Annotated in this window: 13 protein-coding genes and 1 riboswitch; of the genes, 10 read left to right on the top strand and 3 right to left on the bottom strand. The window is 71.0% G+C overall.

Annotated elements, in window-relative coordinates; all coding sequences use genetic code 11:
• Positions 1–3: 3 nt before the first annotated feature.
• The 4 genes from dxs (at position 4) to QNO09_RS04830 (ending at position 4,147) form a co-directional block, all read left to right on the top strand.
• A complete protein-coding gene (gene dxs, locus QNO09_RS04845; protein WP_283968771.1) occupies positions 4–1,899 on the top strand; it encodes a 1-deoxy-D-xylulose-5-phosphate synthase in 1,896 nt (631 codons plus the stop codon).
• A complete protein-coding gene (locus QNO09_RS04840) occupies positions 1,896–3,311 on the top strand; it encodes an aspartate aminotransferase family protein (protein WP_283968770.1) in 1,416 nt (471 codons plus the stop codon). The genes dxs and QNO09_RS04840 overlap by 4 nt, the downstream gene beginning before the upstream one ends.
• 75 nt (positions 3,312–3,386) lie before the next feature.
• Entirely contained in the window at positions 3,387–4,031 is a 645-nt protein-coding gene (locus QNO09_RS04835) for a helix-turn-helix domain-containing protein (RefSeq protein WP_283968769.1), read from the top strand.
• Positions 4,028–4,147, top strand: coding sequence for a DUF6126 family protein (locus tag QNO09_RS04830; RefSeq protein ID WP_283968768.1), 120 nt, complete (start codon positions 4,028–4,030; stop codon positions 4,145–4,147). Before QNO09_RS04835 ends, QNO09_RS04830 begins: the two co-directional genes overlap by 4 nt.
• A 19-nt stretch (positions 4,148–4,166) precedes the next feature.
• On the opposite strand, the gene QNO09_RS04825 is transcribed toward QNO09_RS04830, so the two are convergent.
• Entirely contained in the window at positions 4,167–4,964 is a 798-nt protein-coding gene (locus tag QNO09_RS04825; protein WP_283968767.1) for a tyrosine-protein phosphatase, read from the bottom strand.
• Between the two features lie 179 nt (positions 4,965–5,143).
• Here QNO09_RS04825 and QNO09_RS04820 point away from each other — a divergent pair, with 179 nt between their 5' ends.
• The 4 genes from QNO09_RS04820 to QNO09_RS04805 all read left to right on the top strand — a co-directional run bounded on the left by QNO09_RS04820 (position 5,144) and on the right by QNO09_RS04805 (position 10,431).
• Positions 5,144–7,219, top strand: a complete 2,076-nt coding sequence (locus QNO09_RS04820; RefSeq protein WP_283968846.1) for an alpha-galactosidase — start codon at positions 5,144–5,146, stop codon at positions 7,217–7,219.
• A 315-nt stretch (positions 7,220–7,534) separates the two neighbouring features.
• A riboswitch (cyclic di-AMP (ydaO/yuaA leader) is annotated at positions 7,535–7,689 on the top strand.
• 4 nt (positions 7,690–7,693) lie between these two features.
• The gene (locus tag QNO09_RS04815) at positions 7,694–8,623 is read left to right on the top strand and encodes a M23 family metallopeptidase (protein ID WP_283968766.1); all 930 of its coding nucleotides are present in this window, start codon (positions 7,694–7,696) and stop codon (positions 8,621–8,623) included.
• A 168-nt stretch (positions 8,624–8,791) separates the two neighbouring features.
• On the top strand, positions 8,792–9,508 hold the full coding sequence (locus QNO09_RS04810; RefSeq protein WP_283968765.1) for a DUF6250 domain-containing protein: 717 nt from the start codon (positions 8,792–8,794) through the stop codon (positions 9,506–9,508).
• A gap of 137 nt (positions 9,509–9,645) precedes the next feature.
• Entirely contained in the window at positions 9,646–10,431 is a 786-nt protein-coding gene (locus QNO09_RS04805) for an SGNH/GDSL hydrolase family protein (protein WP_283968764.1), read from the top strand.
• Between the two features lie 71 nt (positions 10,432–10,502).
• On the opposite strand, the gene QNO09_RS04800 is transcribed toward QNO09_RS04805, so the two are convergent.
• Together QNO09_RS04800 and QNO09_RS04795 are read right to left on the bottom strand one after the other, a co-directional pair.
• The gene (locus QNO09_RS04800; RefSeq protein WP_283968763.1) at positions 10,503–11,120 is read right to left on the bottom strand and encodes a TetR/AcrR family transcriptional regulator; all 618 of its coding nucleotides are present in this window, start codon (positions 11,118–11,120) and stop codon (positions 10,503–10,505) included.
• Between the two features lie 99 nt (positions 11,121–11,219).
• Positions 11,220–12,398 (bottom strand): Glu/Leu/Phe/Val dehydrogenase dimerization domain-containing protein, encoded by a 1,179-nt coding sequence (locus QNO09_RS04795; protein ID WP_283968762.1) that lies wholly within the window; start codon positions 12,396–12,398, stop codon positions 11,220–11,222.
• A 140-nt stretch (positions 12,399–12,538) separates the two neighbouring features.
• On the opposite strand from QNO09_RS04795, the gene QNO09_RS04790 reads away from it, so the two are divergent.
• Both QNO09_RS04790 and QNO09_RS39655 read left to right on the top strand, forming a co-directional pair.
• A complete protein-coding gene (locus QNO09_RS04790) occupies positions 12,539–13,732 on the top strand; it encodes an MBL fold metallo-hydrolase (protein ID WP_283968761.1) in 1,194 nt (397 codons plus the stop codon).
• Positions 13,733–14,495: 763 nt separating this feature from the next.
• Positions 14,496–14,618 (top strand): hypothetical protein, encoded by a 123-nt coding sequence (locus tag QNO09_RS39655; RefSeq protein ID WP_349636947.1) that lies wholly within the window; start codon positions 14,496–14,498, stop codon positions 14,616–14,618.
• The last annotated feature ends 31 nt before the right edge of the window (positions 14,619–14,649 follow it).

The following is a 14,649-nucleotide window of genomic DNA, read 5'->3' as shown; positions in this document are numbered from 1 at the left end:
AGCGTGACGATTCTGGAGAGCATCCGGGGACCACACGACCTGAAGGCGCTGTCCGAGGCGGAACTGGGAGAACTGTCCGAAGAGATCCGTGAGTTCCTGGTGCACGCGGTGGCCCGGACCGGCGGCCACCTCGGACCCAACCTGGGCGTGGTGGAGCTGACCGTCGCCCTGCACCGGGTCTTCGAGTCGCCGGTCGACCGCATCCTGTGGGACACCGGCCACCAGAGCTACGTCCACAAACTGCTGACCGGACGCCAGGACTTCTCCAAGCTGCGCGGCAAGGGCGGCCTGTCCGGCTACCCCTCACGCGAGGAGTCCGAGCACGACGTCATCGAGAACAGCCATGCCTCCACCGCCCTCGGCTGGGCCGACGGGCTCGCCAAGGCACGCCAGGTGCGGGGCGAGAAGGGCCATGTCGTCGCGGTCATCGGCGACGGCGCCCTCACCGGAGGCATGGCCTGGGAGGCGCTGAACAACATCGCGGCCGCCAAGGACCGTCCGCTGATCATCGTCGTCAACGACAACGAACGCTCCTACGCCCCCACCATCGGCGGTCTCGCCGACCACCTCGCGACGCTGCGCACGACCGACGGCTACGAGCGGGTCCTGGCCTGGGGCAAGGACCTCCTCCAGGGCACGCCCCTGGTCGGCCACACCCTCTACGAGGCCCTGCACGGCGCGAAGAAGGGCTTCAAGGACGCGTTCGCCCCGCAGGGCCTGTTCGAGGACCTGGGCCTGAAGTACGTGGGGCCGATCGACGGGCACGACATCGGGGCCGTGGAGTCCGCGCTGCGGCGTGCGAAACGCTTCCACGGACCGGTGCTCGTCCACTGCCTCACGGAGAAGGGCCGCGGCTACGAGCCCGCCCTCGCCCACGACGAGGACCACTTCCACACCGTCGGCGTCATGGACCCGCTGACCTGCGCACCGCTGTCCCCGACGGGTGGTCCCTCCTGGACCTCGGTGTTCGGCGAGGAGATCGTCCGGATCGGCGAGGAACGCCAGGACGTGGTGGCGATCACCGCCGCCATGCTGCACCCGGTCGGTCTCGGCACCTTCGCCGAGCGGTTCCCGGACCGCGTCTGGGACGTCGGCATCGCGGAGCAGCACGCGGCCGTGTCCGCGGCGGGACTGGCGACGGGCGGCCTGCACCCGGTCGTCGCCGTCTACGCCACCTTCCTCAACCGCGCCTTCGACCAGCTGCTCATGGACGTCGCCCTGCACCGCTGCGGGGTGACTTTCGTCCTGGACCGGGCCGGGATCACCGGTGTCGACGGGGCCTCCCACAACGGCATGTGGGACATGTCCGTCCTCCAGGTCGTGCCCGGTCTGCGGATCGCCGCGCCCCGGGACGCCGACCAGCTGCGCGCCCAGCTGCGTGAGGCCGTCGCCGTCGACGACGCGCCGACGCTGCTGCGGTTCCCGAAGGAGTCCGTCGGCCCCTCGATCCCGGCCGTGGACCGGGTGGGCGGACTGGACGTGCTGCACCGATCGTCTGCGCCGCAGGTCCTCCTGGTGGCCGTCGGCGTGCTGGCGCCGGTCTGCCTCCAGGCCGCCGAGCTGCTCGAAGCGCGCGGCATCGGCTGCACCGTCGTCGACCCTCGCTGGGTCAAGCCCGTCGACCCGGCGCTGACGGGCCTGGCCGCCGAACACCGCCTGGTCGCCGTGGTCGAGGACAACAGCCGCGCGGCCGGGGTCGGTTCGGCCGTGGCGCTGGCCCTGGGTGACGCCGACGTCGACGTGCCGGTACGGCGGTTCGGCATCCCCGAGCAGTTCCTCGCGCACGCCAAGCGCGGTGAGGTGCTCGCCGACATCGGCCTGACACCCGTCGAGGTCGCCGGACGGATCAGCGCGAGCCTGACCGTCAAGGAAGAGCTGTCCAAGGAGCCACAGGAATGACAACCGCCGAGTCCGCGCCGGAGTCGTCGCAGGCCGGGGAGTTCGACCTCGGCACACTGCTGGCCGAGCGCGGAGCCGAGCGCTACGAGCTGCACACCCGCTACCTCAACCACCAGCTCCCGCGCATGCTGCACACCATCGGCTTCGACAAGGTGTACGAGCGCGCCGAGGGCGCCTACTTCTACGACGCGGACGGCAACGACTACCTGGACATGCTCGCCGGCTTCGGGGTGATGGGGCTCGGCCGTCACCACCCCGTCGTGCGCAAGGCGCTGCACGACGTGCTGGACGCCTCTCTCGCCGACCTCACCCGGTTCGACTGCCAGCCGCTGCCCGGCCTGCTGGCCGAGAAGCTGCTCGCGCACAGTCCCCACCTGGACCGGGTGTTCTTCGGCAACAGCGGCACCGAGGCCGTCGAAGGGGCCCTGAAGTTCGCCCGGTCCGTCACCGGCAGACCCAGGGTCCTGTACTGCGCGCACGCCTTCCACGGCCTGACCACCGGCTCCCTCTCGGTGAACGGCGAATCCGCCTTCCGGGACGGCTTCGCCCCACTGCTGCCGGACACGGCCGTACCGCTCGGCGATCTCGACGCGCTGGAGAGGGAGCTGAAGAAGGGCGACGTCGCCGCGCTGATCGTCGAGCCGATCCAGGGCAAGGGCGTCCTGGAGGGCCCGCCCGGCTGGCTCCGGGCCGCCCAGGAACTGCTGCACCGGCACAAGGCGCTGCTCATCGCCGACGAGGTGCAGACCGGCCTCGGCCGGACCGGCGACTTCTACGGCTATCAGCACGAGGAGGGAGTGGAACCCGACCTCGTGTGCGTGGCCAAGGCGCTCTCCGGCGGCTATGTGCCGGTCGGCGCCACGATCGGCAAGGACTGGATCTTCAAGAAGGTCTACTCGTCCATGGACCGGGTGCTCGTCCACTCGGCGAGCTTCGGATCGAACGCGCAGGCGATGGCTGCGGGCCTCGCGGTGCTGTCGGTGATGGAGAACGAGCAGATCGTCGCGAACGTCCGGGCCACCGGGGAGCAGCTCAGATCCCGGCTCGCGGCGCTCACCGAGAAGTACGAGATGCTCGCCGAGGTCCGCGGCCGGGGCCTGATGATCGGCATCGAGTTCGGCCGGCCGAAGTCGCTGAAGCTGCGCAGCCGCTGGGCCATGCTCCAGACCGCCCGCAAGGGGCTCTTCGCCCAGATGGTCGTCGTGCCGCTGCTGCAGAAGCACCGGATCCTCACCCAGGTCTCCGGCGATCACCTGGAGGTGATCAAGCTGATTCCGCCGCTGATCATCGGCGAGCGGGAGGTGGACCGGTTCGTCGACGCCTTCACGGCCGTGATGGACGACGCGCACAACGGCGGGCTGGTGTGGGACTTCGGCAAGACGCTCGTCAAGCAGGCCGTCGCCAACCGCTGAGACTCCGCTCGTCCGCATTTTTGCCTGGGAGGCAAAAAATTTGCCGGTGAGGCAAAGGTCCGACTGAATGGAGGCATGAGCTCCTCCGAGACCGAGCGGCCCCACGGGGCCGACTCGCCGGGCGAACCGGCGGCCGGTGCGCTGCCCGCCGTCGCGCCCCGGCTACGGGCACTGAGACGGCAGGCCTCCCTGACGCTGGAGGCCGCGGCCCGCGCCGCCGGGCTGTCGCCCGCCCATCTCTCCCGACTGGAGACCGGGCAGCGCCAGCCCTCGCTGCCGATGCTGCTCGCACTCGCCCGTGTCTACGGTACGACGGTCGCCGAGCTGCTCGGTGAGACGGTCGTCGGCCGGGACGCCGTCATCCGCGCGGCCGACATGGAACCGACCGTGGCGGGCGGCTGGACGTACTGGCAGGCCGGTGCCCCCGGCCGCGGGATGCAGGCCCTGCGCGTCCACGTCCCCTACGGCTCCCAGGGCGACGTCGTGCGCGTCCATCCCGGTGAGGAGTGGCTGCATGTGCTGCGCGGCCGGCTGCGGCTGCGCCTCGGTGACACCACCCACCGGCTGGCGGCCGGCGACAGCGCCCACTTCGACTCGCTCACCCCGCACCGGATCGCCGCCGAGGACCACGACGGCGTCGAGCTGCTGTTCGTCCACACCCTGCTGCAGAGCCCCACGGCCGCCCTGTGCCTGGGCCCCACCCCCGGAGACCTGTCATGAGCGACCTGGAGGAGAAGTTCCCCCGCGCCCTGTGGGTGAGGCTGTTCGTCTACCTCATCGCCGGCCACATCTTCGCCGCGTTCGTGTACCTGCTGTTCGAGGTCGGGGCGAAGTAGCCACTCCCCGGGCGGCGCCTCAGTCGAGGAGCCGCTCGCGCAGCCGCTCCCGGGTCTCCGGGCTGAGCCGCAGTCCCTTCTCCAGATAGGCGTCGACCCCGCCCCAGGTCTCCTCGATGGTGTCGAAGGCCGTCTGCAAGTACTCGGCGCGCGCGTCGAAGAGAGGGCTGAGCAGCTCCATGACCTCGGGGGAGTAGGCCGAGGCGACGGAGCTGCTGCGGTGCACCTTGTAGCGGCGGTGCTTGGCGTTCGACTTCAGGTAGTCCTCGACGATCGCCTCGCGCTCCACGCCCACCGCGAGCAGCGTCACCGCGACGGACAGACCCGCGCGGTCCTTGCCCGCCGCGCAGTGCATCAACGCGGGAACGCTGTCCTGCGCGAGCGCGTGCAGCACCCGGGAGTGCTCGCCCGTGCGCTCCTTGACGATCATGCGGTACGAGGCGATCATCCGGTCCGCGCCCTTGCCGTCGGCGAGGATCGCGCGCAGCTGGTCCAGGTCGCCGTCGCGGACCATCTTCCAGAACTCGGCGCCGTCGGCCGGGTCGCTCAGCGGCAGGTTCACATTGCGCACGCCGGGCAGCTCGACGTCCGGCCCCTCGAGCTTCTGGTCGGCCGCGTTGCGGAAGTCGAAGATCGTGTGCAGGCCCAGGGTGGTCAGGAAAGCGGCGTCCTCCCCGGTCGCGTGGGCGAGATGGCCACTGCGGAACAGCACTCCGTGCCGCACCCGCCGGCCGTCCACGGTCGGAAGTCCGCCCACATCACGGAAGTTGCGCACTCCGGCCAGCTCGGGCTCGGTCGACGGGACCTGCTGTGTCACGAGGGCTCCTCCCCTTCGGCGCCGCCGGCTCGGCTCGTCGACGGGCGTCACTCGACGATACGACATGCCTGCCTGGGGCAATGAGTTGTCCACAGGCGTTGCCCGGAGGCCCCACCGCACTCGATGATGTTGCCGCCTGGTCGCACCTGAGCGGGCTTGTTCGAATCTGTGAGGGCATGATGCTGGAGATCTCCGAAGACGGTCGTACATGGGTGCTCTCCGGGCCGGCCAGCAGCTACGCCGTCCATGTCACCGACCGGGACGAGTTGCTGCACCTGCACTGGGGTCCCCGGATCGGGCTCGCCGACGCCGAGGCCCTCGCCGTGCGGCCGCTGCCGGACTACTGGCCCTTCGAGTCCCCGCTCGACGGACGCGAGGAGTACCCGGTCGAAGGCGGCCCCCGTTTCGTCCGCCCCGCCCTGTCCGTGCGCACGGCCGAGCGGCGCGGCACCGAGTGGGTCTTCGAGGGGCACGACACGGAGGACGACGAGCTGCGGCTCCGGTTCCGCGACGGTGACCTGGCCGTCACGCTGCACTACCGGGTGCGCTCCGGGGCGGACGTCGTCGAGCGCTGGGTGACCGTCGACAACCGGGGACCGGCCGTCGAGCTGCTGCGCACCGACTCCGCGACCTGGACCCTGCCCGACCGGGACGCCTGGCGACTGTCGCAGCTGCACGGCCGCTGGGGTGCCGAGTCCCGGCTGACGCGCTCCGGCCTCACCCACGGGGAGAAGGTCATCGGCAGCCGCCGCGGCCACACCTCCCACCAGCACCTGCCCTGGGTCGCCCTCGACACCGACGCCACCGAGGAGCACGGCGAGGTCTACGGCTGCGCCCTCGGCTGGTCCGGCTCCTGGCGCATCGCCGTGGCCCGGCTCCCCGACGCCCGCGTGCAGATCACCGGCGGGGCCGGCTACGACGACTCCGGCCTGCTGATGCTCGGCACCGGGGAGTCGTACACGACCCCTGTCTTCGCCGGGCTCTGGAGCGACGGCGGTTTCGGCGGGGCGAGCCGCGCCTGGCACGCCTATCAGCGGGCGTATGTGATCCCGGACGCCGAGCAGGACCGGCCGGTGCTGTTCAACTCCTGGGAGGCCACCGAGTTCGACATCTCCGAGGAGCAGCAGCGGGCGCTCGCCGAGCGGGCCGCCGCCCTGGGCGTCGAGCTGTTCGTGGTCGACGACGGCTGGTTCGGGGCGCGCACCAGCGACCGGGCCGGGCTCGGCGACTGGACCCCCAACCCCGACCGCTTCCCGGGCGGGCTGAAGCCGCTCGCCGACCACGTGCACGGCCTCGGCATGCGGTTCGGCATCTGGGTCGAGCCCGAAATGGTCAACCCGGACAGCGACCTGTACCGGGCGCATCCCGACTGGGTGCAGTACCAACCAGGACGAAAGAGGACGGAGTTCCGCAATCAGCTCGTCCTCAACCTGGCTCGCGAGGACGTCCGGGAGTACCTGTGGGAGCAGCTCGACGGGCTCCTCTCCGGCGCTCCGGTCGACTACGTGAAGTGGGACTTCAACCGCTGCTTCACCGACGCCGGGTGGCCGGACGACCCCTACCCGCAGCGGCTGTGGGTCGACCACGTGCGCGGCCTGTACGCCCTGCTGGACCGGCTGCGGGCCGCCCACCCGGGTGTGGCCTTCGAGTCCTGCTCGGGCGGCGGCGGCCGGATCGACCTCGGGGTGCTGAGCCGTACGGACCAGGTGTGGACCTCCGACAACACCGACCCCCTCGACCGGCTCGCCATCCAGCACGGCTTCAGCCAGCTCCACCCGGCCCGGGTCATGGCCGCCTGGGTCACCGACAGTCCGAACGCCATGCTCAACCACCGGGCCAGTTCGCTGCGGTTCCGGTTCGTCAGCGCCATGGCCGGGGTGCTCGGGGTCGGCGGCGACCTCACGCGGTGGACGCCGGAAGAGCTCGCCGAGGCGGAGCGGTGGGTGGGGCTCTACAAGGAGATCCGGCCCGTGGTGCAGCGCGGCGACCTGTACCGGCTGCGGCCCCCGGAGGGCGGGCTGAGCGCCGTGCAGTACGTCCTCGGCGGGGAGACCGTCGTCCTCGCCTGGCTCCAGGCGCAGCACTACGGCGAGCCTGTCCCGGCGCTGCGGCTGCGCGGCCTCGACCCGACAGCGGCATACGAATGCCTCGAAACGGGCGAAGTTCACCGAGGGGCCGTGCTGCTGCATCACGGATTGCGGGTCGGTCTGAGTGGAGATTTCGACGCCACCGTCGTCCGCCTTAAGCGCAAGTAGTCGTTCTGCCCGAATAGGGAGTTTCGGCCGCTAAGGGGTAACGTGCCCCGATCGTAAGAGGGATGAGGTCGGGGTGCGTGACCATCGTCATACTCGTGACGATGTGTTGCCGTCATGTTCACGTAATTTCCATGGCGGCAAGGGTCATTGAGGAAAGCGGAAGATCGGTATTCCACGCTCGGTGACGGCATGTGGGTCGGCGGGTCAAGGAAAACACCGTCACGGGCAACCGCAAGCTTGTCCCATTGCGTCTTGGTCGCTTACGTTCCACACCCATCCGGACGGACGCCTAATCCTGCCGCCGCCCGGAGCCCCACACACTGACCCGACGTACGGCAGGAGCGGGGGACCCACAGGTAAGACGCCTGTTCCGGTTCCCGGAACGGCTTGGGGTTAAGCCGCGCCTCGGCGCGACCGGGCATCTCCAGCCCGCACCCGACAGCTCACCTCGCAGGCGACGGAGAGGAATTCGTCATGCCCGCGAAGGGTAAGCACCGCCGCCCCAAGACCCAGCGTTTCACCCGCTCCATCGCCGTCGCCGGAACGGGCGGGGCCGCTCTCGCCCTGCCGCTCATGGGGACCACCGGCGCCCACGCCGCCACCCCGCAGTCGGCTCCGGACAAGGCCGTCCAGTCGGCTCCGGCCGCCGGCGAGAAGGCCGCCGGCAAGGCCACCGGCGCCCACACGTACACCGTGAAGGCCGGCGACTACCTCGCGAAGATCGCCGACGACCAGCACGTCAGCGGCGGCTGGAAGAAGCTCTACGCGGACAACCGTGACGCCGTCGGCTCCGACCCGTCGCTGATCCACCCGGGTCTGAAGCTGTCGATCGGCAAGAAGGCCGCGAGCGCGCCCAAGGCCTCGGTCCCGTCCGCGCCGAAGGCCTCGGCCGCGAAGCCCTCGGCCGCCAAGCCGCCCGCCGCCGAGTCGGCCCCGAAGGCGGAGACCGCCGCGAAGCCGGCCGCCGCCAAGCCCGCCGCCCAGAGCAACGCCAGTGGCTTCACCCTCCCGGTGGCCGGTGCCACCGTCAGCACCCCGTACCGCATGTCCGGCAGCATGTGGTCCAGCGGTTACCACACCGGTGTCGACTTCGTCGTCCCGACCGGCACCTCCCTCAAGGCCGTCGGCGCGGGCACCGTCGTCTCCGCCGGCTGGGGCGGCGCCTACGGCAACCAGGTCGTCATCAAGCTCGCCGACGGCTACTACGCCCAGTACGCCCACCTGTCCCAGCTCTCCGTCTCGGCCGGCCAGACCGTGACCGCCGGGCAGCAGGTCGGCCTGTCGGGTGCCACCGGCAACGTGACCGGACCGCACCTGCACTTCGAGATCCGCACCACGCCGGACTACGGCTCGGACGTGGACCCGGTCGCCTTCCTGCGCTCGCACGGCGTCTCCGTGGGCTGACCGACCGCACGATCACCTGCCTGACACGCGACCGAAGGCCGGACCCCGATCCCGGGTCCGGCCTTCGGCGTGTCCGTGTCGATCGCCTCAAGGGATCGACAGCGGGCGGCAGTTGGGACACAGTGATCACGTCGAGAGTGCAAGCGCTTTCTGAAGGAGCTGTGTCCCGTGCCGACCACCCGCAGAACGTTCGCAGCCCTGTCCGCCGGAGCCGCCCTGGCGGCCCTTTCCCCGACGGCCGGCGCGCACGCCGCCTCCCGTCATCGCCGCCTCGTCGCCCGTGACGATTTCTGCCACGGCCTCGGGCAGTGGGCGACCGAACTCCAGGACGGCGGTACCGTCACCGCCTCCCGCGGCATCCTGGAGATCGACGTACCGAGCGGCGCTACCGTGTGGTTCAGGCAGCGGCTCGAAGGGCCGTACCTGCTCGAATACACCGCGACCCCGGTCTCCGCGGGCGGGGTGAACGACCGGGTCTCGGACCTGAACAACTTCTGGAACGCGACCGACGTCCGCTCCCCGGAGGATCTCCTCGCCACACCGCGCGCCGGGGCCTTCGACGAGTACGACCACCTCACGGCGTACTACGCGGGCTACGGCGCCAACCACAACACCACGACCAGGCTGCGCCGTTACGTCGGTCAGCCCGGTGTCCGCCCTCTGGTCCTCGACTACGCCGAGCCGCTGCTGGTGCCCAACGAGCCGAACCGGGTCCGCATCGTCTCCGACGGCTCCACGGTCCAATGGTGGAACAACGGTCGACTCGTCTTCGGTCACATCGACCCGCAGCCGTACACGAGCGGGCACTTCGCCTTCCGGACCGTCTGGAGCCATTTTCGGATCAGCGGATTCCGGGTCTGGCGGTTCACCCGGAAACATCCCTGACGATTCCGGAGTTGGCGAACCCTTGGGAAGTGGCTTATCTCACCGCCAGTCAACCCTTTCCTACGGTCGCGTAGGTCACATTCGAAGGTGAATCATGGACTGTTGTGGCAGACGATTCGAAGAGTGACAGCAGAGTAGTGATCGGGTCGTACGTAGCGGTGGGGGACAGCTTCACCGAGGGCGTGGGTGATCCCGGCCCCGACGGGGCGTTCGTCGGCTGGGCCGACCGGTTCGCCGTCCTGCTCGCCGACCGCAGGCCCGAGGGCGACTTCCAGTACACCAATCTCGCCGTACGCGGAAAGCTCCTCGACCAGATCGTGGCGGACCAGGTTCCGCGGGCCGTCGCCATGGCCCCGGACCTCGTCTCGTTCTGCGCCGGGGGCAACGACATCATCCGGCCCGGCACCGACCCCGACGAGGTCGCCGAGCGCTTCGAGCGGGCCCTGGTCCAGCTCACCGCGGTGTCCGGCACGGTCATGGTGACGACCGGATTCGACACCCGTGGCGTGCCCGTGCTCCGGCACCTGCGCGGCAAGATCGCCACCTACAACGGGCACGTCCGGGCCATCGCGGACCGGTACGGCTGCCCGGTGCTCGACCTGTGGTCCCTGCGCAGTGTCCAGGACCGCAGGGCCTGGGACGCCGACCGGCTGCACCTGTCGCCCGAGGGGCACACGCGCGTGGCGCTCCGCGCGGGCCAGGTGCTCGGCCTCGAGGTGCCGGCCGACCCCGAGCAGGCGTGGCCTCCGCTGCCCCCGCGCGGCGTTCTCGACGTGCGGCGGGACAACGTCGCCTGGGCGCGCGATTTCCTGGTGCCGTGGATCGGGCGCCGATTGCGCGGAGAGTCGTCGGGCGACCATGTGACGGCCAAGGGGGCGCTGTCACCGGACGACATCAGGATGCGGATCGCAACGGTGGCGTAAGAGCGGTTCACTGCGCGGGCGGGCCGTGCCGGGTGGAACACCGGCGCGGCCCGCCCGCGCGGAAGCACCGGCTACGACGGCATCAGCCGCTCGTCCCCCCCCAGCCCCAACTCGCGGGCCAGTGCCTCCTCCACCCACTCCTGAGCCCGTGCTCGCGGTACCGCGCCGGCGTAGGACGTCAACTGCACGGCCAGGCCGTCGAGGAGGGCGGTGAGACGCAGGGCCGTGCCCTGCGGGTCCGGACAGCGGAACTCGCCGGCGGCCACACCCTCCGCGATGACCTCGGCGAGAGCGGCCTTCCACTGCCGGTCGAGGTCCTGGGCCACCTCCCGCAGCACCGGGTCGCGCAGTGCCGCCGCCCAGCCCTCGATCCACAGGCGCCAGCCCTTGGCCTGCCCGGTCGGGGCGTACCACCGTACGGCCGACCGCAACCGGCGCAGCGCCGGCGAACGGCGGCCGAGCAGCTTGCGCAGATGCGCGAGATCGCCCTCCGCCGCGTGCCGGAACGCGGCGGCGACCAACTGCTCCTTCGTGGAGAAGTGATAGAGGACCAGCGCGTTGCTCACGCCGAGCGCGGAGGCCACGTCGGCGATCCTGACCGCCGCCACACCCCTCGCCTCGATCTGCTCGATGGCGGCCCGCAGCAGATCCCCGCGCCGCTGAGCCACACTCAACCGGACTCTGGTCACCCGGTCACCCTACCCACGCGCGTGCGGCGCCTCGACGGGGCGTTTCGGCCTGTGCGGCCTCGGCCCGCGACGGCGGTCGCCGAGAGGACGACGATGCCCTCACCGGTACCACCCGAACCGCTCCGCGATCAGCGGCAGCCGGTCCGCCGCGATCGCGTGGGCCGCGGCCCGCGGTGTCGTCCCGTCGGTCCGGGCGCGGGCCAGCATCCGCTCGACCAGGGCCCGCATCGACCGCCGGGTGTACGTGAACGCCTCCTCGGCGTCGGCGCCGATGTCCCCGAACAGCGTCCACCACCACCAGGCGTTCGTCCCCGAGTTGACCACGACGTCCGGCAGCACGGTCACCCCGCGCGCGGCCAGCGGGAGCTCCGCCTCCGGCCGCACGGGCATGTTGGCCGCCTCCACGACCCAGCGGGCCGTGATGCGCCCCTGGTTCCCGGCGTCGATGGCGTACGACACGGCGGCCGGCACCAGTACGTCCGCGTCCGCCGACAGCCAGGCGTCGCCCGGCAGTTCGCGGTCGCCGGGCCGCAGCGCCGAGCGGTCCACCGTGCCGTGGGCGTCCCTCGCGGCGAGCAGCGCCTCGACGTCGAGACCCGCCGGGTTGGCGACCGTGCCCTTGACGTCGGCCACGGCCACGACCGTGAGCCCCGCGCGTGTGAGGAAACGCGCGGTGGCCCCGCCCATGGTGCCCAGCCCCTGGAGGGCTACCCGCGTCCCCGTGTACGGCACACCGGCCAGGTCCAGGGCGGCCAGGGCGGCTTCGGCCACACCGCAGCCGCCGGCCAGCTCGTCCAGCCCGATGCCGTCGACCTCGATCGCGAACGCGTCCCGGAGCCGCCGCCGGGCCTCGGCCTCGTCGTCCAGCAGCGGATACACGGCCTGGATCGAGGAGATCAGCCCCGCCTCGGCGGCGGCCCGGTCCACCAGGTCCTGGGTCAGCCCCAGGTCCTCGCCCGTGGTCCAGCAGCTCTCTATGTACGGCCGCATCGCCCGCAGATAGCGCACCAGCAGCGGGTACGCCTCCGGGTCCCGGGGGTCGCAGTCGATGCCGCCCTTGGCACCGCCGAGCGGGACGTAGCGGCTCGCGGGGTCGTAGTGCAGGGCCTCCTTCACGGTCATGCCGCGGGCCAGATCGGCGACCTCCTCCAGGGTGCAGCCCGGGCGCATCCGCAGACCGCCGCTGGCGACCCCGCGCACCAGCCGGTCGACGACCAGGAAGCCCTGCCGTCCCGTGAGGTGATCGGTCCAGGTCAGGGACAGTAGGGGGATGGCCATGCGGGCTCCTTCGCCGTCGGGTCCGCCGTCGGATTACTGAATCATCGGTCAGTATCATCTTCGGTGGGACCCCTGGGGCCCGGTGATGTCGGAGGGGCCGACCATAATGGAAAACCTGACCGACTCCACCTGGAGGTACCGTGGCCGGTTTCCGTACCCCGAACTCCGGGATCCGCGCGCTGCGGCCCGGGGCGTTCGGCGCGGACCCTGATGGTGAGCGCATGGCGCGCATCCGCAGATCGCCCCACTTCAAGGACGGGGTCTTCCAGAACCCCGGCGGCGCCGCGCGGACCCGGCCCTCGGGCTCGACCCTGGACTTCGCGAAGGTCTTCTTCGACAAGGACACCCGGCCCCGCCGCACCCCGAAGGGCACCGTTCCGGTGCACTCCACCACCCTCGCCGACATCGGGCGACCCCCGGCCACCGGGCTTCGCCTGACCTGGATGGGGCACTCCAGCGTGCTCGCCGAGATCGACGGCCGGCGCGTCCTGTTCGACCCGGTGTGGGGCGAGCGCTGCTCCCCCTTCTCCTTCGCCGGACCCAAGCGGCTGCACCCCGTGCCCGTGCCGCTGGCGGCGCTCGGCCCGGTCGACGTCGTGGTCATCTCGCACGACCACTACGACCATCTGGACATGCCCACCATCAAGGCGCTCGCGGGCACGGACACGCTCTTCGCCGTGCCCCTCGGCGTCGGCGCGCACCTGGAGCGCTGGGGCGTGTCCGCCGACCGGCTGCGCGAGCTGGACTGGCACGAGGCCACCAGGATCGGCGGCCTCACCCTGACCGCCACCCCGGCCCGGCACTTCTGCGGCCGCGGGCTGCGCAACACCCAGCACACCCTGTGGGCGTCCTGGGTCGTCGCCGGTGAGGAGCGCCGGATCTACCACAGCGGCGACACCGGCTACTTCGACGGTTTCAAGGAGATCGGCGCCGAGCACGGACCGTTCGCCGCCACGATGATCCAGATCGGCGCGTACTCCGACTTCTGGCCCGACATCCACATGACGCCTGCCCAGGGGGTTCAGGCCCACCTTGACCTGCAGGGAGGTGGTCCGGGCGGGGTTCTGCTGCCGATCCACTGGGGCACGTTCAACCTGGCGCCACATGCGTGGGCGGAGCCGGGGGAGTGGATGAAGGACGCGGCTGAGGAGGCCGGCCAGGCGGTGGCGTTCCCGCGGGCGGGTGAGCCGTTCGAGCCGGCGGGGAAACTGCCGGTGGAGGCGTGGTGGCGGGCGGTGTCCGCTCCGATCGCGTACTCCTGGCGGCGTCCCCGAGGCGCTGAGGGTGGGGCCGAGACGAGCAGGGGTGATCTCGACCTTGCCGGTGAGCGGTGACGTCGGTCGTGGACGAGCTCGGCGAGATGGCCCGGATGATGGAACGTCTTACGGCTGAGGAGCAGGATCGTGTGCTGGGAGCCTTGGACGGGGCGCCCCGTGCGGAGCGTGAAGCCACTGCTCAGCGCTTCAGGCCCTTGCCGTCCGTGGACGGCTCGTCTCGGGCTGTCGTCCGAACACGCATCTTGGAGCGCTGAACCAGCCGGAGGGAGCCCAGGCTGGGCAGCGCTCGGCCGCACTGCTGGGAGATTGTCGGAGGCAGTGTCTTGGTGCGGCACATGACGTGTGAAGGGCCCTTAGTGTCCACGCTGATCACCGGCTGGCCAGCGTCCCGATGATCACGGGCCTGCTCGTCGAGATAGCGGCGCCCAGACGGCGCTGGCCTACACCCCGGGCGGCGCACCGACAATCTCACCAAGTACAGGACCACCTACGACTACGACTCCCAGGACCGCCTGCGCTGCGCCCCGGAAGCCGACTCCGCAGGCACGCGCAAGGCGTCGTGGCTGTACTGCTGGGACAAGGCAGGCAACCTCACCAGCCAGGACGGCAGCAAGAACGCCTGCCCCGGCGGCACCACCTACACCTACGACGACGCGAGCGAACTGACCGGCAAGAGCTACGACCTGGTCCACGCCGGCACGGTCAACTCCGAGCGCAGCAAGCTCGGTTCGACCTGGTTCCACCACACCGCACTCGGCCTTGCATCCACGACCACGTCGACACCGGATTCATCCGCGAACCGGCGGGCACCTTGAACTCCATGACGACTGGGGGAAGGTCCTACTACTACCTCACCGACGCCACGGGCCACGTCCTCGGCCTGGTCGACGACGCGGGCAAGCGCACCCACACCTACGCCTACGGCCCCACAAGCGGGTCGTAGGGGTGGAGCGTGGGGGGGGGGGGGGGGGGGG

Source organism: Streptomyces sp. 378, from assembly GCF_030124145.1.
GTDB lineage: Bacteria > Actinomycetota > Actinomycetes > Streptomycetales > Streptomycetaceae > Streptomyces.
This window is presented reverse-complemented; position numbering and strand designations above follow the sequence as displayed.

What these genes read in the sequence shown, in the direction of transcription:
- QNO09_RS04840 (WP_283968770.1), top strand. Translation starts at nt 1,896, where the DNA reads ATGACAACCGCCGAGTCCGCGCCGGAGTCGTCGCAGGCCGGGGAGTTC.
- QNO09_RS04835 (WP_283968769.1), top strand. Translation starts at nt 3,387, where the DNA reads ATGAGCTCCTCCGAGACCGAGCGGCCCCACGGGGCCGACTCGCCGGGC.
- QNO09_RS04830 (WP_283968768.1), top strand. Translation starts at nt 4,028, where the DNA reads ATGAGCGACCTGGAGGAGAAGTTCCCCCGCGCCCTGTGGGTGAGGCTG.
- QNO09_RS04820 (WP_283968846.1), top strand. Translation starts at nt 5,144, where the DNA reads ATGCTGGAGATCTCCGAAGACGGTCGTACATGGGTGCTCTCCGGGCCG.
- QNO09_RS04815 (WP_283968766.1), top strand. Translation starts at nt 7,694, where the DNA reads ATGCCCGCGAAGGGTAAGCACCGCCGCCCCAAGACCCAGCGTTTCACC.
- QNO09_RS04795 (WP_283968762.1), bottom strand. Translation starts at nt 12,398, where the DNA reads ATGGCCATCCCCCTACTGTCCCTGACCTGGACCGATCACCTCACGGGA.
- QNO09_RS39655 (WP_349636947.1), top strand. Translation starts at nt 14,496, where the DNA reads ATGACGACTGGGGGAAGGTCCTACTACTACCTCACCGACGCCACGGGC.